24 protein-coding genes and 2 tRNA genes are annotated in these 23,345 nt (G+C 40.5%); 6 read left to right on the plus strand and 20 right to left on the minus strand.

Annotation, left to right across the window (positions count from 1 at the left end):
* Window position 1 precedes the first annotated feature (1 nt).
* From H5200_RS03285 to H5200_RS03330, 10 genes are all read right to left on the minus strand, one after another.
* Window positions 2-1,852, minus strand: coding sequence for a diguanylate cyclase (locus H5200_RS03285; protein ID WP_182717500.1), 1,851 nt, complete (start codon window positions 1,850-1,852; stop codon window positions 2-4).
* 2 nt (window positions 1,853-1,854) lie between these two features.
* On the minus strand, window positions 1,855-2,637 hold the full coding sequence (locus H5200_RS03290) for a TatD family hydrolase (protein ID WP_182717499.1): 783 nt from the start codon (window positions 2,635-2,637) through the stop codon (window positions 1,855-1,857).
* Complete coding sequence (locus tag H5200_RS03295) at window positions 2,637-3,167, minus strand: hypothetical protein (protein ID WP_182717498.1); 531 nt, start codon at window positions 3,165-3,167, stop codon at window positions 2,637-2,639. Before H5200_RS03295 ends, H5200_RS03290 begins: the two co-directional genes overlap by 1 nt.
* Window positions 3,168-3,911, minus strand: coding sequence for a twin-arginine translocase subunit TatC (gene tatC / locus H5200_RS03300; protein WP_149982219.1), 744 nt, complete (start codon window positions 3,909-3,911; stop codon window positions 3,168-3,170).
* A 47-nt stretch (window positions 3,912-3,958) separates the two neighbouring features.
* On the minus strand, window positions 3,959-4,291 hold the full coding sequence (gene tatB / locus H5200_RS03305; RefSeq protein ID WP_145240057.1) for a Sec-independent protein translocase protein TatB: 333 nt from the start codon (window positions 4,289-4,291) through the stop codon (window positions 3,959-3,961).
* Between the two features lie 5 nt (window positions 4,292-4,296).
* Window positions 4,297-4,536 (minus strand): Sec-independent protein translocase subunit TatA, encoded by a 240-nt coding sequence (gene tatA, locus H5200_RS03310; protein WP_064666784.1) that lies wholly within the window; start codon window positions 4,534-4,536, stop codon window positions 4,297-4,299.
* Between the two features lie 80 nt (window positions 4,537-4,616).
* Entirely contained in the window at window positions 4,617-6,221 is a 1,605-nt protein-coding gene (ubiB, locus tag H5200_RS03315; protein ID WP_182760943.1) for a ubiquinone biosynthesis regulatory protein kinase UbiB, read from the minus strand.
* Between the two features lie 17 nt (window positions 6,222-6,238).
* Complete coding sequence (locus tag H5200_RS03320) at window positions 6,239-6,844, minus strand: SCP2 domain-containing protein (RefSeq protein ID WP_149982215.1); 606 nt, start codon at window positions 6,842-6,844, stop codon at window positions 6,239-6,241.
* Between the two features lie 40 nt (window positions 6,845-6,884).
* Complete coding sequence (gene ubiE, locus H5200_RS03325; RefSeq protein ID WP_145240051.1) at window positions 6,885-7,640, minus strand: bifunctional demethylmenaquinone methyltransferase/2-methoxy-6-polyprenyl-1,4-benzoquinol methylase UbiE; 756 nt, start codon at window positions 7,638-7,640, stop codon at window positions 6,885-6,887.
* Between the two features lie 115 nt (window positions 7,641-7,755).
* Window positions 7,756-8,742 carry a GGDEF domain-containing protein gene (locus H5200_RS03330; RefSeq protein ID WP_182760964.1) on the minus strand — a complete coding sequence of 329 codons (987 nt, stop codon included), beginning with the start codon at window positions 8,740-8,742 and terminating at the stop codon, window positions 7,756-7,758.
* A 355-nt stretch (window positions 8,743-9,097) separates the two neighbouring features.
* Between H5200_RS03330 and H5200_RS03335 the strand changes: the two genes are divergently transcribed.
* Both H5200_RS03335 and H5200_RS03340 read left to right on the plus strand, forming a co-directional pair.
* Window positions 9,098-10,876 carry a DUF885 family protein gene (locus tag H5200_RS03335; RefSeq protein ID WP_182717496.1) on the plus strand — a complete coding sequence of 593 codons (1,779 nt, stop codon included), beginning with the start codon at window positions 9,098-9,100 and terminating at the stop codon, window positions 10,874-10,876.
* A gap of 180 nt (window positions 10,877-11,056) precedes the next feature.
* Window positions 11,057-12,538, plus strand: a complete 1,482-nt coding sequence (locus H5200_RS03340; protein WP_182717495.1) for an FMN-binding glutamate synthase family protein — start codon at window positions 11,057-11,059, stop codon at window positions 12,536-12,538.
* Window positions 12,539-12,627: 89 nt separating this feature from the next.
* Here the strand turns inward: H5200_RS03340 and mtnK are convergent, their stop codons facing one another.
* Window positions 12,628-13,845, minus strand: coding sequence for an S-methyl-5-thioribose kinase (mtnK, locus tag H5200_RS03345; RefSeq protein WP_182760944.1), 1,218 nt, complete (start codon window positions 13,843-13,845; stop codon window positions 12,628-12,630).
* Between the two features lie 132 nt (window positions 13,846-13,977).
* On the opposite strand from mtnK, the gene mtnA reads away from it, so the two are divergent.
* Entirely contained in the window at window positions 13,978-15,003 is a 1,026-nt protein-coding gene (gene mtnA, locus H5200_RS03350) for an S-methyl-5-thioribose-1-phosphate isomerase (RefSeq protein WP_182760945.1), read from the plus strand.
* Between the two features lie 3 nt (window positions 15,004-15,006).
* On the opposite strand, the gene H5200_RS03355 is transcribed toward mtnA, so the two are convergent.
* From H5200_RS03355 to H5200_RS03375, 5 genes are all read right to left on the minus strand, one after another.
* Window positions 15,007-16,071 carry a RelA/SpoT domain-containing protein gene (locus H5200_RS03355; protein WP_182760946.1) on the minus strand — a complete coding sequence of 355 codons (1,065 nt, stop codon included), beginning with the start codon at window positions 16,069-16,071 and terminating at the stop codon, window positions 15,007-15,009.
* 81 nt (window positions 16,072-16,152) lie between these two features.
* Window positions 16,153-16,488 carry a gamma-glutamylcyclotransferase family protein gene (locus H5200_RS03360; RefSeq protein ID WP_182760947.1) on the minus strand — a complete coding sequence of 112 codons (336 nt, stop codon included), beginning with the start codon at window positions 16,486-16,488 and terminating at the stop codon, window positions 16,153-16,155.
* A 24-nt stretch (window positions 16,489-16,512) separates the two neighbouring features.
* On the minus strand, window positions 16,513-17,055 hold the full coding sequence (locus tag H5200_RS03365) for an acireductone dioxygenase (RefSeq protein ID WP_182760948.1): 543 nt from the start codon (window positions 17,053-17,055) through the stop codon (window positions 16,513-16,515).
* A complete protein-coding gene (mtnC, locus tag H5200_RS03370) occupies window positions 17,052-17,738 on the minus strand; it encodes an acireductone synthase (RefSeq protein WP_145240037.1) in 687 nt (228 codons plus the stop codon). The genes H5200_RS03365 and mtnC overlap by 4 nt, the downstream gene beginning before the upstream one ends.
* Entirely contained in the window at window positions 17,735-18,352 is a 618-nt protein-coding gene (locus H5200_RS03375; RefSeq protein WP_149982209.1) for a methylthioribulose 1-phosphate dehydratase, read from the minus strand. Before H5200_RS03375 ends, mtnC begins: the two co-directional genes overlap by 4 nt.
* Before the next feature lie 90 nt (window positions 18,353-18,442).
* Between H5200_RS03375 and H5200_RS03380 the strand changes: the two genes are divergently transcribed.
* Window positions 18,443-19,585 (plus strand): methionine aminotransferase, encoded by a 1,143-nt coding sequence (locus H5200_RS03380; protein ID WP_182760949.1) that lies wholly within the window; start codon window positions 18,443-18,445, stop codon window positions 19,583-19,585.
* Window positions 19,573-20,361: an amidohydrolase gene (locus H5200_RS03385; protein ID WP_182760950.1), complete on the plus strand. Its 789-nt coding sequence runs from the start codon at window positions 19,573-19,575 to the stop codon at window positions 20,359-20,361. Before H5200_RS03380 ends, H5200_RS03385 begins: the two co-directional genes overlap by 13 nt.
* A 239-nt stretch (window positions 20,362-20,600) precedes the next feature.
* On the opposite strand, the gene H5200_RS03390 is transcribed toward H5200_RS03385, so the two are convergent.
* The 4 genes from H5200_RS03390 to H5200_RS03405 all read right to left on the minus strand — a co-directional run bounded on the left by H5200_RS03390 (window position 20,601) and on the right by H5200_RS03405 (window position 22,117).
* A complete protein-coding gene (locus H5200_RS03390; RefSeq protein ID WP_182730731.1) occupies window positions 20,601-21,077 on the minus strand; it encodes a hypothetical protein in 477 nt (158 codons plus the stop codon).
* Between the two features lie 453 nt (window positions 21,078-21,530).
* Window positions 21,531-21,623 (minus strand) — tRNA-Ser (locus tag H5200_RS03395).
* Between the two features lie 51 nt (window positions 21,624-21,674).
* Window positions 21,675-21,765, minus strand: a tRNA-Ser gene (locus H5200_RS03400).
* 211 nt (window positions 21,766-21,976) lie between these two features.
* Window positions 21,977-22,117, minus strand: a complete 141-nt coding sequence (locus tag H5200_RS03405) for a hypothetical protein (RefSeq protein ID WP_169019719.1) — start codon at window positions 22,115-22,117, stop codon at window positions 21,977-21,979.
* 323 nt (window positions 22,118-22,440) lie between these two features.
* On the opposite strand from H5200_RS03405, the gene H5200_RS03410 reads away from it, so the two are divergent.
* Window positions 22,441-23,298, plus strand: coding sequence for a diacylglycerol kinase family protein (locus H5200_RS03410; RefSeq protein ID WP_220496380.1), 858 nt, complete (start codon window positions 22,441-22,443; stop codon window positions 23,296-23,298).
* Window positions 23,299-23,345 lie beyond the last annotated feature (47 nt).

Raw genomic sequence — 23,345 nt, forward strand, 5'->3', positions numbered from 1 at the left:
CCTAGTCTAAAATTGGAAAACTAACTACACGATTACGCCCACTTTGCTTGGCATGATAAAGTGCTTTGTCGGCGCAGTCGGTGAATAATCCCGGATTATGAATGTCTTCTGCAATGGCGCTATATACACCAGCACTAATGGTAAACTTTATCTGGGTGTTTGCCACTGTAATTGTGGCATCCATGATTGCTTGGCGGATTTGCTCTGCTATTTCTACTGCACCGCCGAGGATGGTGTTAGGTAGTAAGATCACAAACTCTTCGCCACCATAACGGGCTACTTCGTCAAGTGGGCGTTTTAAATGGCTTTTTATAATGTCAGCCACAGCACGGATAGTTTGGTCGCCAATTAAGTGCCCGTAGGTGTCGTTAATGCTCTTAAAGTGATCAATATCGAGCATGACCACACTTAAAGGCGTTTGCTCTCGACGAGAGCGACGCAAGTCCATTACTAGCTTTTTATCGAAATAGCGGCGATTTTTTATTTGTGTTAATGGATCTTCCATATTGATTTGTTCAAGTGCGCGATTCTTTTCTTCAAGCTCTCGCAGGGTGACCTGAAGTTCAAACGTTCGCTCTTCTATATTTGCTTCTAAATCTAACCTAGCTTGTTCTTGTAGTGCTAAACGCTCTTGCAATAAAGCATCTTGTGCTTCACTTTGGGCTATTTTACTCTGCTGTGCAGTAACTTGAGCATCGCGTTCGATTAAAAAGTGTTTGATGGTAGCAAAGCTTAAACTGAGTGAGCAGATTAAAAAGCTAAAAAATACAAACGGTAAACCACGGGTATTAAAATCATAGATGTCAAATACGACAATTATTAGATAGATCTGCGCAGTTAAGAACATTAACATACTACATAAAAGCGCACTCAGAGGCTGCGTTCGCTGTTGCTTAATATCGATCCCTAACGCAGTTATGTGTAACAACATAATCAGCACCGGTGCAATTAGGCTGTAATAAAGCATGATATTTGTAGGGAGCAACCAGATAAAAAATAAGCTGATAAAAAGTAACCAGTTACTCCATTTGTGTAAGGGTTGCAGCGCTGTTTTTGTGGGCAGGCGCAATTGTTCAAATAATAGCTTGAATAAGCAAGTGGTTAATATCAGCATGCTAGGCACGGCTAGCTGCTGCAAACTAGGCAAAGACGGGTGGAAATAGCGATAACCAAAGCCATATAAGTAAATCAGTAATAACCATAACGTGATTAAAATACTGCCACTGAGTGCAAAGTAACGTTTTCGTGAAAAGCCAAACATGACCAAGCAAGTGACTGCCAACGATAAAATAAATCCGACGAGCAGGCCGTACATTAAATTAAACTTACTTTTATCTTTTAAATATTCGTCATGCTGCCAAAGACTTAACGGCACTCTAACACCATCTAGACTTTCAACTCGAAGCAGTAATGTTGACTGACTTGCCGGTGGCAGTGTTAGCTTTACTAATAATGATTCTGTATTAATTTGTCGGTTATTGAGTGGTAATACATCACCAATTTCTTTAAACAATAATCTGTTTTGCTTAAAGTAATGGTATACAGCAACTTTATCTAATAACGGATTATCAATGGACAATAAAATTGGTAGCTCTGAATTCTCAGCGTTAACCAGTTGCAGGCGTAGCCATACGGCTTGATTAGTGAGTCCTAAATTGAGCGATTGCTCTGAAAGCTGTTGCCATTGCTGATTTGAAGTGAGCTTGGCTTGCTCTGCTGTGAAAGGCTGCAGGGAATATTCGAAAGGTATATTCACAAGGTGTTTGAAGTGCTTATCTAAGGTGATCTGCGTTGCGTTGGCCGTAAATGAAATAAATACAAAGCTATAAAGCAGCAACCAAACACGCTTCATTATCAGCCCTTGTGGTTGAATAACTGTTGGAAGTTAAGTGTAGTTTGCTTTGCAACAGTTGCAAACTCTAGGCCTTTTAAGGACGCGATAGTTTGGCATATATGTGGTAAATAGCTTGGCTCATTGCGATGCGATTTAGGTTTTGGTGTTAACGAGCGAGGGATCAAAAACGGTGCATCCGTTTCTATTAATAGGCGCTCTAATGGCAGCATAGGCATCAGTTGTTGCAGTGATTTACCGCGACGTTCGTCACAGACCCAACCGGTAATACCAATGTATAAACCGAGCGATAAATACTGTTCTAAGGCGTGCTGATCACCAGTAAAACAATGTAATACTCCACGCACCGAATATTGTTGCAATATTGCCAGCATATCTTCGCTCGCATCGCGCTCATGTAAATATACCGGAAGGTTTAACTCTACTGCCAAAGTGAGTTGTCGGTGCAACACGGAACGTTGAGTCTCGCGGGGAGAAAAGTCGCGATTGTAATCTAATCCACATTCGCCAATCGCAACAACCTCAGGGTGTGCAGCGAGAGTGCGCAGTTGTGTTTCTAGTTTTCCATCGGCTGATTTTGCGTCATGGGGGTGAACACCGGCGGTAGCAAGTAGCTTGTACTGTTGTGCTAAGTTAATCGCTTGCTGACTGGAGTTTATATCGCAGCCAATTAACAGCATTTGGCTAACATTTTGCGCTTTTGCGCGAGCAATGATAGCCGAATGTTGAGCATCAAATTGATGATTGGTAAGATTTACGCCTGCATCAATGAGTGATGTGGTCATTAATTAGTGCGCTTAACGCGGATCGAACGATTCTGGCCTGCTTTTTTTAATAAAAAGGAGTTGAACATACCACGTTCAATAATCACGGTATCATTTTGGTCGATACGCAAGCTATCTGAGCCAATTTGACGCCATTGTTGACCGTTGTCTAAACTAATAATTAATTCACCGTATGGCGCTTCTTTGACGTTGCTAACGACGGCTGATATTTCATTGTCATTATCTCTTGCTACTTCTTTGTGTTCTAAACCAAAATCGTCATTTTTAGTCTTAGCTATTTGCTCATTGGCTACTGCTGCAGCTGTTGGTGCGCCAACGTTAGGGGCTGCTGAGTTGGTAGGTGGGGTTAAGGTTTTTGTTGTTGCTGGCTTACTTAATGATTTACCCGCCATAGTGTTGTCATAACAAAGCAGACGATTGAAGTCATTTTCTACAAATGTACATGCTTGTAAAGCTTGTAAGTTAACTTCATTGGCATGAACAGTAGGAATGCTTAATAAGGCAAGTATTGGTAGTAGTTGTTTTTTCATTTATTCCTCAGACTCATTTTGCTGGGGTTTAGCGCTATAAAAGGATGCTAAGATTAAACCCAATTCAAATAACAGTAGCATGGGAAATGCTAATAATGTTTGTGATAGTACATCCGGTGGCGTTAAAAACATAGCTACAACAAAAACACCGACCACAATATAAGGACGTTTTTCTTTTAAACTTTGTGTTGTGGTAGCGCCACTAAAACACAGCAGCATTATCGCTACTGGAATCTCAAAAGCGACCCCAAAAGCAAAAAATAGCTTCAACGCAAAACTTAAGTAGCTACTAATATCTGGTGCCAACGTCATCATTTCTGGGCCAACGCTAGTAAAAAAGCCAAGAATTATGGGTAGTACTACAAAGTAACAAAATGCGATACCGCTATAAAAAAGTATAATGCTAGATGCTAAAACAGGCATTAGCATGCGTTTTTCATGTTGGTATAACCCTGGCGCAATAAAGCCCCATATTTGGTGTAATATTAATGGAAACGCTGCAAATAAAGCGACAAATAAGGTTAACTTAAACGGCGCAAAAAATGGTGCTGTTACATCAGTAGCGATCATGGTTGCTGTACTTGGTAAGTGCGCAACTAATGGGGCCGCTACAAAACCGTAAATATCGTTCGCAAAGTAAACCAGCGCAATAAAAAATACCAATATAGCTAATAAGGCTTTCATAAGCCTATTTCGCAATTCAATTAAATGACTTACAAAGCCTGATTTAACTTGTTCAGTCATAATTTAACTCGTTACCGATATATAGACCATAGCTAACAAAAATAATTTCATTTTTGTTCATCAACATTCACTTTATCTGCTTGCTCAGGAGGATTTCTTTTATAACTATGGGTGACCGAGTCCGCAGCCTTTTGCAATTCGCTGACTGAATCTTTTATTGCAGGACTTAAGTCCTGCATGCCTTGTTGTTCGGCTTTTTTTAAATTTTGGTGTAACTCATGCACTCTTAATTCTTCATTAACTTCAGCCTTAACCGAATTAGCCAGCGATTTTATAGTTTTTATCCAACGGCTAACAGTACGAATAGCAACTGGCAACCGCTCAGGGCCAAGTACCACTAAGCCGACGATTAACACCACAACAAGTTCCCACATACCCATGCTAATTAAGCCTTATGGTCTTCTTTACTTTTATCAACAGACTCTTTGTTTTGTATTGGGTTATTTGCTTGTTCAATTGGTTCTGCTGGTTTATTTTGCTCATCTTCAGAGACTGCTTTTTTAAACCCTTTTACAGCGTTACCTAAATCACCGCCAATGCCACGCAATTTTTTTGTGCCAAAAAGTAACACTATGATTGCTAAAACAATTAACAATTGCCAAATACTAATGCCGCCAAAACCCATGATGTTCTCCACTTATTTAAATACTGTGAATTAAAATTATTGTACTGATTATACTCACCGAGCACTAAATAGCACTTAGTTTATGTTGCACTGCGCCAAGCAAGTATAAAGCCGCTTAAAGAGCATATCCCAGCAATACCTGCAGCGACAAGGTCATGCTGCAAATAACATAACCCAGAGACTATCATTGCTGAAGCAGCAAAAAGACCAAGTAATAATGGCTTGTATGATGGCTGTGGCAGTGGTGCAGGGCTGTTGCGCTGTTGTTTTAGGTTGTGATAAATCAAATCAGGTAACTCAGGCATTTTTTCTGCCCAAAATGGCAAGTTTGCGTATACCTGTTTCAATACCGACCAAGGACCAACCTGTTGCTTTACCCAGTCTTCTAAAAAGGGTTTAGCTGTTTTCCATAAATCTAATTGTGGATATAGCTGACGCCCAAGGCCTTCAACATACAACAAGGTTTTTTGTAGTAGAACTAATTGGGGTTGAACTTGCATATTAAAGCGACGAGCGGTATTAAATAGATTAACTAAGACGTGGCCAAATGAAATCTCTGCTAATGGCTTATTAAAAATCGGCTCGCAGACAGTGCGAATGGCAAACTCAAATTCTTCCACGCTGGTGTCTTTAGGTACCCAGCCAGAATCGACATGTAATTGTGCGACTTGACGATAATCGCGATTAAAAAAGGCAATAAAGTTTTCGGCTAAGTAACGTTTGTCTTCTTTGTTTAGCGTGCCCACGATGCCACAATCAATACCGATAAATTTAGGGTTTTCAGGGCTCTCATAGGATACAAATACGTTACCAGGGTGCATATCAGCATGAAAAAAACTATCACGGAACACTTGGGTGAAAAACACCTCCACACCGCGTTCGGCCAGTAGTTTCATATTGGTGTTTTGCGCAACTAATGCCTCAGTATCAGACACTGGAATACCGTAGATTCGCTCCATGACTAGTACATTTACGCGACTATAGTCACTGTAAACATAGGGAATATAAAGCGAATCAGAACCCTCAAAATTACGCTTTAATTGAATGGCGTTTGCGCCTTCACGCATCAGATCAAGTTCATCAAGTAAGGTTTTTTTATACTCTTTGACTACTTCAACTGGGCGTAACCTTTTCGCTTCATTGATTAACTTGGCCACTACTTTGGAAAATTGTTCCATTAATGCTAAATCAGCGTCAATTTGTTCTCTGATATCAGGGCGAATAACTTTAATAACCACCTTTTGTGGTTGATTATGTTCATCCACTAAAGTAGCAGTATGTACTTGGGCAATGGATGCTGAAGCTAAAGGGGTTTGCTCAAAATCGCTAAAGTATTCACTGATATCATCGATTTCAAGTGCATTTTCAATTAGTTGTTGTGCTAACACACCATCAAATGGCTGTACTTGATCTTGCAGTAAGGCCAGCTCTAAAGCGATGTCTAGTGGTAATAAATCGCGCCGAGTAGATAACATCTGGCCAAACTTGATCCACACTGGCCCCAATTGTTGTAATGCTAAACGCAGTCTTAACCCTGCTGGTTTTTCTGGGTGTTTATTGGTTAGCCAAAATAGACATGCACGGCCAACTTTGCCATACCAAGGTATTTTTTGTGATGGGATCAGTTCATCCAAACCATAGCTAAGGAGGGTTTTTGTGATGTTATAAAGCCGAGCAGCTGACACAGATAATCCTTACTGATTCATTTTGCTTGAAGTAGTTGGTTGATACGTAACTCAAGTTGCGCAACATGTGCTTTGAGTTGACGCGTGTGTTGCTTAAATTGCTCAAGCTCTAAAGGATGAATAGTCACTTTGAGCTCGTCTTGGCATAAAGTAGTGAGCGTTGTAGAGAGTTTCTTGTTGGCTTTTTGACCTTGCTGTTGAGTTTGTTTAACTAACTGCCATAGTTGCTGTGCCGCTGCGTCACCAAGATAATCAGATAAGTGTTCAGGCCAATCGATATTAAGCGCAGCGAAAGCATTACTAAACCCTTGTGCAATATTTAGATCACCTTGCAAATCGAGTTTATCTTGGCGGATTAACTGAGTCAGCATCGCAGGGTTTTTAAGTGCCATTAACGTATTAATATCGGCGCTTATCATGCAGTCATATTGCGTTTCGGTAGTGTTGTATAAATGCAGTTGCTGGCCAGTAAACACCACTAAAAACTGCTGTTGCCAATCGCGTATATCAATTAATAAGCGTTGTTGGGCAATTGATGACAGCCTATCGCCAAGAGTGGGGTCGAGCTTAAGTGCCGTATTTAAAATACCTTCGACTAGTGCGACTATGAAATTATTTAACATACAATACCTTAGCAATAAACGTTACTAGCTGGTGTGACGCTTAATATTTGAAGCCACGATGTAATGCTACAATACCACCGGTGAGGTTTTGATAGGTGGTTTGCTCAAATCCAGCCTCGTTCATCATTGCTTTTAGTGTTTCTTGATCTGGGTGCATACGAATTGATTCAGCTAAATATTTGTATGATTCACCGTCGTTAGCAACTAACTCACCCATTTTAGGTAGTAAGTTAAATGAGTAAAAATCATAGGCTTTACTTAACACTTGATGCTCTGGTTTGGAGAACTCCAATACCAGCAGACGACCCCCAGGCTTTAAGATTCGGTACATCGAGCGAAGTGCTTTATTTTGATCTGTAACATTACGTAAACCAAAGGCAATGGTAATTAAATCAAAACTATTATCAGGGAAAGGCAGTGCTTCAGCATTCATTTGTACGTAGTCAATATTACCGACAAGACCTAGGTTATGTAGCTTTTCGCGCCCCACTTTAAGCATTGATGAGTTAATATCACCTAATACTACTTGCCCAGTATCACCAACTAGTTGACTAAACTTTGCCGTTAAGTCGCCAGTGCCACCGGCTAAATCCAGCACATGATGGCCTTTACGCACACCTGAGCTGGCAATGGTTTGACGTTTCCATAAACGATGAATACCAAACGACATGAGATCATTCATTACGTCATATTTAGTAGCAACTGAATGAAATACATCGGCAACCATAGAAGCTTTTTCGGTTTCGGCAACGGTCTTATAACCAAAATGCGTGGTCTTTTCAGGATTCTCGTTCATGATTAATCTCTATCGTAGTAATAAAGACTAGTGTACTTGATTGTTACGCCATGGTGCAATTTGAATATGGGGAAAATTGCTTGTGGATCAAGCTTTATTATTTATTCGTTGTGGCTCACTGTCCGGCAATAAAGCTGCTTTGGCCAAGCGATCTTGCTTTATGTGCTGCATTGGAGGCTTTACGGGCAAGATTATTAAAATCTTTTTCATCTTGGTGTTTGGCAATCCCTAATGACAGGTTGATTGCTGGCAGCTTAATGCCATTTTTAGAACTGACGAAACGCAGTTTCTCGACTCCGTTACGGACTTTTTCAGCAATTACATTCGCAGTTTCAGGGTCGATATCAGCCAGTAATACAGTAAAAGCATCTTTACCAGTACGCCCTGGCAGGCCACTTTCAAATACATACTTTTGAATTTGTTTAGCTACTTTACTTAAAATTACTTCACCAATGATATCGCCGTAGTTATCAATAAAGTGATCTAAGTTATCGATTTGGATGGCAATTGCACACACAGATTTTTTTTGGTTTAACCATAATTGTGTTTGCTGGTTTAAATAATGACGTTTAAAAAGGCCTGTTTGCTGGTCGGTGATGTGTTGTTTACGTAATTGTACGAGCTGTTGTTGGGTTTTCTCTTGCAATCGCTTTGCTTTGATTAGCTCTATTTTAAATTGTTTATGTTGAGTGAGCAGGTGGGCAGTTTGCTTATTTAATGTCTCAAGTGCGAGTTTGCTTTGGCTAACATTATTTTCATCTAATAAATGCACGCATTCGCTGACCTGACTTGCAAAGCGAATGATATCTTTTTCGGTTGAGTGCGCGCTACGTGATAATGAATTAATAACATCATCAACATTGCGTACCATTTTGGTTTCAGCTTGATGAGCTTGATCCATATAATCGAAATACAGTTGCTCTATATAAACACAGTCAATTTCTTGGCCTTGGGCAATTGCACGATCGATAGTGGTATTTAAATCAGAATTAACTTGGCTGATATAGGTATAGACAACGTGATAATTGAGAGGGGTCGGTGGTAATATATGGTGTTCTAAAAAGATACATACCTTGGTCATTTTTTCTTGAGCAATAGCCATGGAATCATGGAACATCATTGTATACACCAATTAAATACACGTAACAGCGAAATTAAATAACCTTCTCCATGAGGTCTTGACGCGATCCTAGCGTATGAGATTGCCTTACATTAATCTGTATCGGGGATATTTAAAAGCAAAAATATGTAATTTGGCAGCGAAATCTCCATTTTTCTCGTTCATTAGCTGGTTTTCTCGACAATCTTATTAGGCAATAAAAATGCTGATTAACTACTAGCCAATAGTCGCGGTTAATTTAACCTTATATTTATCGCCCTTGGTCGCATTTTTTTGGTTATTTGATCTGCCTAGGTTAGGTTAAACATCACGTTTTAAGTAGCAGATCCCTATTATTATGAAAAAATCACCTTCATCGGTTATGCGTCATTCCCTGTTAAGTATCGCCTTGGTATGTACATTAAGTGCGTGCCAAATGACCACGATAGATAGTGACCAACAATTTACGCAAGTGGCGCAATCAATTGTTGATTACCGTAAAAGTATTAGCACGTATAGCAACCCCGAGGGGGTTGATGGCTATTTGTTAACTAATTTATCTGCGGAGTTTCTTGAAAAGAAATACCAACATAACACTGAATTATTAGCGCAGTTAGATGCAATAGATAAAGATAAACTCAGTGATGAAAACCGTATTAATCTCACTATAATTCGTGGCCAAGTACAAAATAGTATCGATGAATATGTATTTAACAGCCACTACATGCCGCTTACTTCTGAATATGGCTTTCACTCGAGTTTATCTTTTATGGTGTCGAGTTCAGATTATAAAAAACTAGCTGATTACCAGCTTTATCTACAGCGTTTGCAGCAAGTTCCTCGGTTTTTTGCGCAAAATATCGGTTGGATGCGTAAAGGGCTGGAAGTTGGCTTAACTCAACCTAAGGCTGTATTAATTGGTTATCAAGATTCTATCAGTGCATATATTGTTGATGACGTTACTGAGTCTGAATTTTATAAACCATTTTTAAATAATACCGCTGGTTTGAGTGATAGTGAGTTTTTTGCTTTACAGCAACAAGCTAAAAAAATCATTAAAGAACAGGTAATTACTGCTTATAAAAATTATTTAACGTTTTTTAATGAAGAGTATCAGCCAGGTGCGCGTACTGAAATTGGTATCTCTGCTACACCAAATGGTGCTGCGTTTTATGCTAATCGTGCCAAGTATTACACCACCACAGATATGACACCAAAAGAAATCCATGAACTGGGGTTAAAAGAAGTGGCACGTATTCGTGCTGAAATGGATAAGATTATTGAGCAAGTTGGTTTTAAAGGCACATTTGCTGAATTTGTGCACTTTTTACGTACTGATCCGCAATTTTACGCTAAAACACCGGAAGAGTTATTAAAAGAAGCATCGTACATAGCTAAAAAAATGGATGCACAATTACCTAAGCTATTTCACACCTTACCACGCATGCCTTATGGTGTTGCACCTGTGCCAGCAAGCATAGCGCCTAAGTACACGACTGGTCGTTACTCTGGTTCGAGTCGTGATGATCAAGCGGGTTATTACTGGGTAAACACTTATGCACTTGATAAGCGCCCTTTATATGTTTTAGAGGCACTTACTTTTCATGAAGCTGTACCTGGGCATCATTTACAGATTTCCCTTAATGCTGAATTAGAAAACCTACCAAGTTATCGTCAAGATGCTTATTTATCAGCATTTGGCGAAGGATGGGGATTATATTCTGAATACTTAGGTATTGAAGCGGGCTTTTATCAAGATCCATATAGTAACTTTGGTCGTTTAACTTATGAAATGTGGCGTGCAGCCCGTTTAGTGGTTGATACTGGCATGCACATGTACGGCTGGAGTCGCGATCGTGCGATGAAATTTATGAGCGAAAATACGGCGTTGTCTTTACACAATGTGAAAACCGAAACTGATCGTTATATTTCATGGCCAGCACAAGCACTATCATACAAAATTGGTGAGCTGACTATTAAACGCTTACGCAAAGAAACAGAGCAAGCATTAGGGCAAGACTTTGATGTACGCGAGTTCCATCATCAAATACTTCGTCATGGCTCTGTGCCAATGTCAGTATTAGAAGATCAAATCCATCGATACATTGAAACTGAGTTAACTAAACAAAAAAGCTAGCTTCTATCGACATGGATCGCTGCATTCAGTGCAGTGATCCATTAAAATCCTTTGCTTGAAATTTAATCTGCTTATATGCTCTCTACTGTAATAAGATTTTTACTAATATATTCGCTACTTAGCTTAAGTTTTTAGTATAAGTATTAGTGAAATGAGAAAACAACCAGCAAGGGGCGCTGCATGAGTAATTTAATAGTTTTTAGCATTGATGTGTTTGCCAGCTTATTTATAGTGGTATTTGGGTGTTTAGTTTTAGTTGTTATTTATTTTTATATCAGTGATGTCACTCAATCTAAACAAGCGATTAGACGTAATTATCCGGTAATAGGTCGGTTTAGATACTTTTTTGAGCGCCAAGGTGAGTTTTTTCGTCAATACTTTTTCGCTATGGATCGCGAAGAAATGCCATTTAATCGCGCCGATCGTAGTTGGGTTTATAAAGCGGCTAAAAATGTTGATCGTACCACCGCCTTTGGCTCAACTCAGAGCCTAGAAGTTACCGGGACCGTGATGTTTATGAACTGCGCGTTTCCTACCTTGGACGAAGAAGCGCTTGAACCTAGTGCAGTTACCTTAGGGCCGCATTGTCCAAATCCTTATATTACTAAATCGCTATTCAATATTTCAGGTATGAGTTTTGGTGCGTTATCAAAACCTGCTGTACGTGCGTTATCGCAAGGTGCCAAACTCGCTGGTTGTTGGATGAACACTGGTGAAGGTGGTTTAAGCCCTTATCACTTAGAAGGAGGTGCCGACATTGTGTTTCAAATTGGCACAGCTAAATATGGTGTGCGCGATGAACAAGGTAAATTAAGTCATGAGAAGCTCAAGCAAATAGCTGCGCATGAACAAGTAAAAATGTTTGAAATTAAAATGAGCCAAGGTGCGAAGCCTGGTAAAGGCGGTATGTTGCCAGGCAAAAAAGTGACTGCTGAAATTGCGGCTATTCGTGGTATCCCAGAAGGTCACGATTCAATTAGCCCAAATGGTCATCCTGAAGTTAAAAACCCTGCAGATTTACTTGATATGATTGCCTCGGTGCGCGAAACGACTGGCAAGCCAACCGGCTTTAAAGCGGTTATTGGCGCTTATGCATGGCTGGAAACCTTGTTTGCTGAGATCAATCATCGTGGTATTGAATCTGCGCCCGACTTTATTACTATCGATAGTGCTGATGGCGGTACCGGTGCTGCACCACAACCGCTGATGGATTCGGTGGGTTTACCACTGAAAGAAAGTTTACCTTTGGTTGTTAATATGCTCGAAAAGCATGGCCTGCGAGAGCGAATTAAAGTTATTGCGTCAGGCAAACTGATTGTGCCGTCTAAGGTTGCATGGGCGCTCGCGCTGGGCGCAGACTTTGTTGTATCGGCACGTGGTCATATGTTTGCTTTGGGTTGTATTCAAGCGCTGCAATGTAATAAAGACACTTGCCCAACAGGGATAACCACACACAACGAGCGGTTGCAACGTGGCTTAGATGTCGCCGATAAAGCGCAGCGCGTAGCAAACTACAATAAGTACATTCATTATGGTGCGGGTTTAATTGCTCACTCATGCGGGGTATTTAGTGCCCGTGAACTTGGCCGCCAGCATGTGCGCGTTGTGCAAGAAAATGGTTTATCAGAGCCGCTTGATAAAATGTATGAAAATTACCAGTAATTTAAAAGATTAGGTAATAGAAGCTAGGTCCCGCCCAAATAGGTTGATAAAAGGCACTAAATAAAGTGCCTTTTGCTATTTTTATAAATTTAATTTAGTTGGCTTATCAATAAAGAGAAAAACTCTTCTTTGTTATTGCAAGTGTGGGCGTTGAGTACTAACTGCTCACCCAGCGCTAAAGTGTGGCGTTGTACGTCTAAACGCGCCTGCGCATCTTCAATGCCATCAATGTCAGCAACGTGTGCTAAGCCGATAGTGCGGCGTATTAGTTCTGTCCCACAGTAACCAATCGCGTCTTGTAATACTTGTTGCATAAAATACTCGCCATAACCAGCGGCTTTTAAATTGTTATCTGTGGTTTGCTCTGCAATAAATGTCAGCCACTGTTGTTCAAACAAAGAATAACTCTCTTGCAGGCAAGTCAGTAAATGGGTGTGATAGTTACGGCGTGTAACAAATTCACTAATACGAGCATTTTGCGCGCAGTAGTTTAATAATAAATTGCCGATAAATGAGCCGATATCAAAGCCAACTGGGCCAAAAAAGCCAAATTCAGGGTCGATCATCTTAGTGGTGTTTTGATCGACAAAAATACTGCCGCTATGCATATCACCATGTAATAGCGTCTGCGGGCATGATAAAAACTTAGCTTTTAGTTTTGCGATCGCTAAATGTAATGCGGTGTTATTTTGTAGTTTATTGACTGTACTTTGCAACTCGCTTGGATAGTTATTACGTTCATGTTCACGCAAGATATCGTTGAAAAACAAATCTTCAGTAATTTGGCACAATTCTGGATTGGTAAACTGACTGATTTTGGCTTTTTTATCTTGCGCGGTTAGGTAAAAGTCTGAGTTATAAAAACCGGTATGGCTTAAGTAGTGAGCTACATGTTGACCTAATAGCGGAAATTGCTCTGCGTTTATTTGTGCGCTACGCAAAATTTGTAAGTGACCAAGATCTTCTAAAATGGTCAGTGCTTGCGCTGGATTATGATGCAATACTTTTGCTGTGTAGTCAGGGCTTAATGCGCCGTGATTGAGTAAAACCTCAGCTTCAATGCGTGCTCGGTCAAGCGTTAATGGCCATGACTCACCCACACAGCGCGCATAAGGCAAGGCTTGCTTTAAAATAACGCTATTACTTTGCTCGTCGCTTATTCTAAAAACGAGATTTAAATTGCCATCTCCAAACTCATACGCCGATAACGTTTGGTCAGGATCAAACAAATCATATCCATCTTTAGTTACAAGATTTTTAATATAATCAATCGCATGCTGTGCATTAAAGGCAACGTATTCGGCCATCGGCGTACTCTCAGAAAATGATAAACGATAGCATTCTATACCTTCAACCGTTTAGATGTCTACACTTCTGGGTTGTGCGTTTTAAAAACTACTGTAAAATAACCTCAGCCTAACGATTATTCAGGATCAATCATGCAAGACCTCATAGCGAGCAGTTTAAAATATCAAAACAATACACTAAGCGTGTTAGACCAATACCTACTGCCGCATCAGCAGGTATGGCACGAATGTGATGATGTAGCCAGTATGAGGGATTTAATTCTAAGCTTAAAAATACGCGGCGCACCGCTGATTGGTTTAGGAGCAAGTTTGCTAGTTGCCCATTTGGCAGAGCAAGGCACAGATAAAGTAGCATTAGCGCAGGCGATTGATGATTTAGAAGCCACTCGGCCAACCGCGGTTAATTTAATGCATTGTATGGCAAAGTTACGTATTGCGTTACAACAAGATGATTATTTAACGGCAATTGTAAGCGCAGCTGTTACCCTGTTTAATGAAGATATCGCCTTGTGTGAAAGCATGGCAAATCATGGTGCTGCATTGGTTAGCAGCGGCGATAATATTCTCACACATTGTAATACAGGCGCCTTAGCAACCGCAGGTATTGGTACTGCTCTTGGTGTTATTTATAAAGCGCAGCAACGTCATGGCGATATTCATGTATGGGTGGATGAAACGCGGCCATTATTGCAAGGCGGGCGTTTAACCGCATTTGAACTTGAGCGCTGGCAAGTACCTTACACCTTAATTTGCGATAATATGGCAGCGAGTTTAATGGCTGCTGGCAAGGTTGATAAAATTTTTGTCGGTGCAGATCGTATTGCTGCAAATGGTGACTTTGCTAATAAAGTAGGCACTTATAACTTAGCAGTACTGGCGCATTTTCATGACATCCCATTTTATGTAGTAGCGCCGCTAACAACCCTCGATGTAAACACAGCATGCGGTGCAGACATTGAAATAGAACAACGTAACAGCGCAGAAGTGCGCGGTGTAAGCGGAAGCTTTGGTGAAGCGCTATGGGCACCTACAAATGCTAACGTATATAATCCCGCATTTGATGTAACCCCCGCTAAGCTTATTACCGGCTGGGTACTCGATACTGGCGTGTATGACCAACAACAAGTGTTAGTTGGTGAACTGAAAGACTTAAATTAACAGTTAACCCAGTAATATACGGCTAAATTCTGAAAGAAACTCAGAAGTGTCATTAAGGTAGTTGGGATAGGCTTTTTCGATAGATTTTAAGTCATTTCCCGCGACTAATAATACGTTGTTGTGAGTTTGTCGCTCTTGCTCTGCATAGTGCGTTAATGCTTCTTGTTTCTTACTGGCTGCGTACAAAAAGACCCGACCCATTTGAGTTTCGGTATTGTGAACAAGTAAAGCAAAACCTGTATCTTTTGATTTATTTTTAATCTCGTCAACTTGAAACGCACGGTTAAACGCATCGAGTTTATGAAATGCTGCGAGCTTTTTATTTAAAGCAGCTAATTCATCAATAAAGCCTTGTGATTGTTCAGGACTTAATTGATTTGAGCCATCTTTAACGGCAAGAAATTCACCCATGATAAAAAATAATCGCTGCCAATCTGTATCGGCGGCTTGTGGGTTGGTTTTCAGTGTTTCTTTTTCAATAATATCGACGATTTCGACTGTAGTTGCCCATAAATGCTGGAGTCGAGTACGTAATTGAACTTCTATTTGAAAGCCTCTGTAATCGTGAGACTCTAAATTGTTATAGCTTTTATAGACACGATGAATGCCCCTATAGCCAGTGGCTTTAGGATGTTCAATATAATCATATGACTTTACGCTATGGACTGTTCGACTTGAATCTAAACTCGTATTGAGCTTATACAGGCTGTCTAAATTGTCTAAAATAACTCTGCAACCACCTATGTCGTGCATGCGTTTAAGGTTGATTGCATTTTCACTTTTGCCGTCTAATGACTCACGTTGCAGTTTATCAATAATTGTCGGCAAGCGTTTTAAGCGACGTACAATAGTAGCAGAATCAAGCAGGTTGAGTTTTTTTACGTGTTTCCATATTAAGTTTTTGATGATGGTCAGCGGGTATAAATGAGCCGCGCGATAGTTCTGAATGACTTCGGTAGCAAATTCAAAATCGCCTTCTTGTTTACGAAAAATACGGCCAGCTTTTTCAACTTGCTTACGAGAATACGCAAGTTGTTGTTTGGACTTTTGATATTGTTCGTTGACCATTCCACGTTCACTTAATTGAGTAAAACTAATACTGAAAATATACTACAGAGTTAAGTTGTTTAAGTCATCTTTGATATGACGTTAGCTCTTAGCCACATACACCCATGCATTAATGCCGCTGCTAAATGACTCTTCAATACGGATGTAGTCATTAACTTCGTAGCTATCCGCGTTAGCAAGTTCCTCTAAGGTGATAGTAAAAATAGTGCCAGTTACTGTATCTGTTGGCAGGCCTGTTTTAATTAATGCTGGATGAAAACGCTGGCCGCTGCTTTTGTGCACGGCGGCGTCGGTGATCTCAACTTCGCCTACTACGTAACCTTGTAGTGTATCGGCTTGGCCTTCGAGCAAGCGGCCAAAGGTATCAAGCTGTACTTGCTCTAATTGCAGTGTGCCGTATGAAAACAACTTTTCCATTTAAACTCCATTATTAACAGATATTTAGTCCAATAAAGGAAACTGCTTAGCAATCTCAGATTCGGTGCTTTGTGCCACCCAGCCTTCGATATTATTGAACAAACGGATCGCAGTAAATTCAGGATCGCTGCCCATATCAAACCAATGGGGAGTAAGCTCTGGTACTGAAATTAAATCACCCTGCTTGCAAAGTACTTGGTAAACCTTGTCGTTAATATGCAGGCAAAATAATCCTTGGCCTTTTATAAAAAAGCGTACTTCGTCTTCACTATGGGTGTGCTCAAATAAAAACTTAGCACGTAATTCTGCAGCGTTCGGGTTGCCTTTTGCCAGCGAAATAACATCTACAGTTTGATAACCACCTTGTTGCTTTAAGCGTTCAATATCAGCGTTATAGGCGGAAATAATAGCTTCATGACTAGTATCAGCAGTAATCGTTTTTGTTGCTTGCCACTGCTCAAATCGTACATTTACTTTATTAAGCTCGGTGGCAATTTGTGCTGTATCTTGAGTGTTTAATAAAGCATTATTGCCGTTACAATCAGCAAAAATAGTCAGTTGGCTCATGCTAAATGCTCCACGGTGAATTGGCTAAAATCGTTAATATAGTTATGCGCAGGCGAGCTTGCTTGACCATCACGGATCAGGTGCAAGGTTTTTAAACCTGCGGCTTTGGCGGCATCAAGCTCGGCTGCCACATCACTTAAAAATAACACTTCATTAGCGGCAAAAGGTAGTTGCTCAATAATATTGTGATATGAACGTTGCTCTTGTTTAGCGCCGACTTGAGTATCAAAATAATCAGTAAACAAGGAGCGAATATCACCAAAGTCAGAGTAGTTGAAAATTAAATGCTGTGCTTTTACTGACCCTGATGAATACACATACAACTGCTGGCCGGCTTGTTGCTGTGCAACTAAAAAGTGGTAGGCATCTGGGTATAAATGGCCGGTAAAATCGCCATTTTCATAGCCAGTTTGCCAAATCAAACCTTGTAACTGTTTTAATGGAGTGATTTTTTTATCGTCACGGATCCATTCAAGTAAAGTGTTAATTACGACATCAATACTGGCATCTGGCTGTTCAATAACCGCTTTTACGGCATAAATTTGTTCAGCTACAGCGCTTTGCTCTTGATGAGTTTTTACAAATTCGGGGAGTTGCTTTGCGGCATATGGAAATAGTACGTCTTTAACAAACGAAATACGGGTAATAGTGCCTTCAATATCGGTCAGCAGTGCTTTGATCATGATTCTAATCCTACTAATTTTAAGCGTTCTATCTCACATGCAAATAAAAACTCAAGGCCTTCTAATTGACGGCGTACTTCACCAATAGTGCGACCCACTACATACAAACCGTGGCCGCGAATAAGCACGCCGTGCTCAATAGGCGTGTGTAAGTGGTGATCGCTCACTAATAAACTCAAGCGATCAATATCTTGGTCGTTATCAAAGATTGGAATACTCAAGGTGTCTAAATGTGAAGTAATGCCGGTTAGTGACTTTTGCATTTCGTAGCCGTGTAAGTCTAGGCTGTGACCTTTAATAACCCGAGATAATACCGTCGCAGCAACCGAATGAGTGTGCAATACATAATTAGCAGCAGGAATAAGTTTATACATGCACAAATGCAATTCGGTTTCAGCTGAGGGTTTGGCGGCGCTAGCGCTACGATTACCGACATGATCCAGTTCAATAAAGGTATGCGACCCTAATTGACCTTTGTCAAAACCGCTGGCAGTAACCACAAAACCGGTGTTAGTTCGCGCTGAAAAATTACCACCCGTAGCTGGCACCCAACCACGTTGACTGATCCACTTTCCTGCTTCTATAAGTTCTGAAATAGCGGTATTGTTATGCATACATTCCTCATACTTTTTTAGACGGCTATACATCTGTTAACAGCAATGATAGCATCGCTTTGGGCGCAAAACCATCATTAAGGGTAACCAGTGTTTGAAAGTAAATTGCCAAATTTAGGCACCAGTATTTTTAGTCAAATGACTGCTTTAGCAAATCAATTCGAAGCGATTAATTTATCGCAGGGGTTTCCTGAGTTTGATGCGCCTGAGCTACTTAAAAAACAGCTTAATCATTATGTGCTTGAAGGAGTGAATCAATATTCACCTTCATCTGGTGTACCGCGCCTGCAGCAACAAATTGCCCAGTTAGCAAAACGAAAATATGCGGCTGAAATAGATGCCGCGCAGCAAGTAACGGTAACCTCTGGCGCGACCGAGGCCTTGTTTGTTGCCATTCAGGCGCTGGTGCGCGAAGGTGATGAAGTCATTGTGTTTGACCCCGCTTATGATTCATACCAGCCAGCGATTGAATTGGCCGGTGGTAAGTCAGTCAATATTGCTCTGCATGCTCCGAGTTATGCAATTGACTGGCAAACGGTGGCTGCGGCTATCAATAGCAAAACGCGGGCTATTATAATCAACACCCCACATAACCCAAGTGGTAAAACGTTAAAACAGCACGATATTAATGCTCTAAAAGCCTTAGTAATTAAGCATGACTTATACCTGATAAGTGATGAAGTATACGAGCATATTACTTTTGATCAGCAACCACATTTAAGTGTGCTGCGTGATAACGAATTGTTTGCTCGCAGCTTTGTGATCTCAAGCTTTGGCAAGACTTTTCATAGCACAGGCTGGAAAATGGGTTACTGCATCGCACCCGCTGCACTTGCGGTCGAGTTTCGTAAAATTCACCAATATGTGACTTTTTCAAGCTTTACGCCGGCACAACATGCATTAGCTGATATGTTAGAACAGCAAGGTGAGCATGTGGATGAGCTCAGTGAGTTTTATCAACAAAAGCGTGATGTACTTAGTAATGCACTAAAAGATAGCCGCTTTACCATTTTACCAAGTGAAGGCACCTACTTTTTACTGCTTGATTACAGCGATGTATCAGATTTAAATGACGTAGAATTTTGCCAGTGGTTAGTAGAACAAGCAGGCGTTGCAGCCATTCCACTAAGCGTGTTTTATCAGCAACCAAGCAACGATAAAGTTATTCGCTTATGCTTTGCCAAAAATGACGCCACGCTATTACAAGCCGCGGAGATTTTATGTCAACTTTAACTATAGCACTGATACAAACATCGCTTAATTGGTTAGATAAAGACGGCAACTTGGCACACTTTGGCAATAAAATAGCTGATGTAGATAAATCAGTAGAGCTTATTTTATTGCCAGAAACCTTTGCCACCGGCTTTGCTATTAACCTTGATTGCGCAGAGCCGGATCATCAGTTAAAGCAAGGCAAAGTGCTTGATTGGATGATCGCGTCGGCAAAATCAAGCAATGCGGTAATTGCAGGCTCGGTATTGGTAACGCAAGGCGATAAAAAAGCGAATCGCTTTTATTGGGTATGGCCCAGTGGCGAAGTGAAATATTACGACAAACGGCATTTATTTTGCTTGGGCAAAGAGGGCGATTTTGTAACCGCAGGGCTGCAACGTGAAGTGTTCACCCTTAATGACTTTAGAATTCTACCGCAAGTTTGTTACGACTTACGCTTTCCGGTATTTCAGCGTAACCGCAACGACTACGATGTGATGGTGAATGTCGCCAACTGGCCAGCGGCACGACGCAAAGTATGGGATACCCTATTGATGGCGCGGGCGATGGAAAACCAGTGTTATGTGATTGGGGTTAACCGTATAGGTGATGATGCTAATGGCGTCGCACACAATGGTGGCACAGCTGTATATGACTTTAAAGGTGATACGTTAGCAGCCGCTACTGATAACAAAGCTGATGTTGTTATTATCACTTTGGGCAAACAGCCGCTTGAGCTCTTTAAGCAAAGTTTCCCGGCGCATTTAGATGCCGATGGGTTTAGTTTGGGTTATTAAGATAAAGAGACTGTTTAGCCTCTTTACCCGTTTTACACAGAAGCACTGTAGGTGAGTTTGATCGCAGCGAAACCCGACAACATACAAAAAAAAATAATCTACAGGCTTGTATCAATACAAGGCCGTTTATCTGCGATGAATTTTTACCTGCTCACCCAATCGTTACGAGAGAATACCTAGGCTAGGTTAAAGTATTGATTTAATAGGTAGCAACCTATTGCATTACTATGATGTATCAGTTAGTTATCCGGTTTTTTATCTGCATTGTGATTATATGGTTGGCACAATATCTGAATTTCGTGATGCCCATCATATAATTTAAATAACTCATCGCCCCCAGTTTTGTTAAAAAATTGAGATAGGGTTATTTTGTCCTGCTCATACTCCATTAGTAACCAAAAGCCGTAAAAACCTTTAAACCAAAAATAATAGAATATCGCTGCGAAAAAAAATACTAGATAGGCTGCTTTACCTACTTTCTTTTTATATTTTAAACAACTAAGGAACAACCAAATACAACTCAATATTGCTAAAATTAAGAATGCTGAAAAAGGAGTAATAACTACTTCAATGTTGTCCCAGCGAGAGCTTAGACAAGAAGCATATCGGTCTGAAACTATTGTGTAAATTAAAGTGATTTTGAAAAGGAAGTACAATAATACAGTTGTAAAAACTGCATATAAAATACCACTTTCTTTGTCCTCACTGTTATTCAACTTGTAGCCTTAGAAAATATTTTGGTGTTTTTAAAAAGAAAAGTCAGAACGATTTTTGAATTTGGTTTAAGAGCTGACTTATGTGTTCTATTTGATATTACATTACACAACTTAGCGGAAGGGATCTAGAGTTTAGTTTTCTGGCCGCACTGCGTGCGTTTAACTTTGTTCCAGACAAAGTTTGGTCGAACCCTAGTCGAGGGTTCTCACCCGCCTTCATTGGTGTAAAGGTTACGGACATAAAACAATAGGCTTTTCATTCTGAAATTTGTGTCAAACGTGGGGATGGGCTTGCTTACGTCCATGTAACCAATCGCTTCGCGACGCTTGCAGCGGCCTAAAATGTTCCTGAAATTTTATCGAACCCTGGTCGAGGGTTCTCACCCGCCTTCTGCCATTTTTAACAACAAAAAAAGCCCCACAATAAATTGCGGGGCTTTTTTCGTTATTAAATGGCGGAGAAGGAGGGATTCGAACCCTCGATAGAGCTACAAACCCTATACTCCCTTAGCAGGGGAGCGCCTTCGGCCACTCGGCCACCTCTCCGGCGCATAAATTGTCATTTTGATAATCGAGTGAACCACCAAAATGTAATAATGGTGGAGAGATAGGGATTTGAACCCTAGAGGGGCTATAAACCCCTGCCGGTTTTCAAGACCGGTGCATTCGACCACTCTGCCATCTCTCCGTTGGGAAAGAATAATACGCAGGTGATTGGGGTGTGTAAATAGGAAAAAGATCGTTTGCTGTTTTTTTGTTCTAAAAAAGAGGTTTTTTTATAAAAAAGTAGTTTTTAGGGAGTTTAAAGAAGGGGTTGCAGCAAACGAGGGAGCTAAATAAGTAGTTTCATTTAGTGGTTGGGTGTTTGCTGCACCGCTAAAGTAATCATGGTTGGGTGATTACTTGTATTGAACTGCGCCGCCAAGAGCTAGCTTTTTGCCGAAACGGTTAAGTCTGGCAAGCATTTTTGCTTTGCGGTTGGTCGGTTTTACTGCAACATGAGTAGCTGCATTTTCGTTTAATGTATTTACTGGGTTCATTACTTTGCTCCGGGTTATGTCTGTTTTGACAATACGGCTATTCTGAGCTTTTTTTGCACAAAAATAAAACGATAAAAATTAGGGTGGTCGGATAGAAATAACTAATCCGAATTGTTTTTATTAAGGTATGATTCAGATAGTACGTACTGAGTATTATGCATGGTTATGAAATTTAAAGTCGCCTAAATCACTTGTTTAAAAGCAATATTACACTACCACTGATATTTTAATGCATTAGATAATAAATAAAGTGACTAATTATTCAGATTAATTTATTTTTTGAAAATGTCTATTTCCCTACTTTTGAATAGGCTGGTATCCAGATGCTAATAATTATTAAACCAAGTACGCAAAAAAAACATAAAAAAAATTGCACTTGGTTATTAGAGCAGTGTCAAAAACGTCAAATTAGTTACACTATTTTTTACACCACAGGACATTTTACCAATGATTGCCAAAAAATAACGGTTTTGGCTCAGTCACAAAAGCGCGTTGTTGTGCTCGGTGGTGATGGCAGCCTGCATTTGGCTGTAAATGCATTGATGGGATTGAGTTGCTCGTTGGCGTTATTGCCTCAGGGGACGGGTAATGATTTTGCACGCGGCTTTGGCTGTTCAAACTCAGCTTGGCGTAATGCTATTTTTAGTGAGCATCAAGTAAAAATCGATATTGGCCAAATAAATAGCCGTTACTTTATTAATATTGCGGGGGTTGGCTTTGATGCGCATGTAGTACAGGCATTGCAAACCAAGCCTGCATTATCCGCTTTAAGTTATAGTTTAGCTGGCTTTAAGTGTTTATTCGTTTATCAGCCTTCTCGCTTGGCTGGGAGTTTTGCAGGGCAGCAATGCGAATATGGTAATTTGATTACTGTATTTGCAAATCATCATTATTTTGGTGGGGGGTTGATGATAGCGCCAAAAGCACAATTGAATAGTGGCTATTTAGAGTGCTATCGCGTGCCTACGCGTGGTTTGTTAGGTAACCTCTACAGTTTTGTGCGCTTATTGCTACGTAAGCACCACGGTATGAAAGAGCTCAACTACCAGCGCTTAGAAATTGCTTATATAAATACGCCTGATTTACCAATCGAAGCAGATGGTGAGCTGGTAGGCGTTACCCCAGCGGTGGTGACTATTCATCCGCTCGCGTTGCGTTTTTGTATGCCCAATGCTAAATGACGAGTAATATGTTAGTAATAAAAAAGCGCCTAACAAGTAGGCGCTTT

It is taken from the genome of Pseudoalteromonas sp. SG43-7, from assembly GCF_014164295.1.
In the GTDB taxonomy this organism is placed as follows: Bacteria; Pseudomonadota; Gammaproteobacteria; order Enterobacterales; family Alteromonadaceae; genus Pseudoalteromonas; species Pseudoalteromonas rhizosphaerae.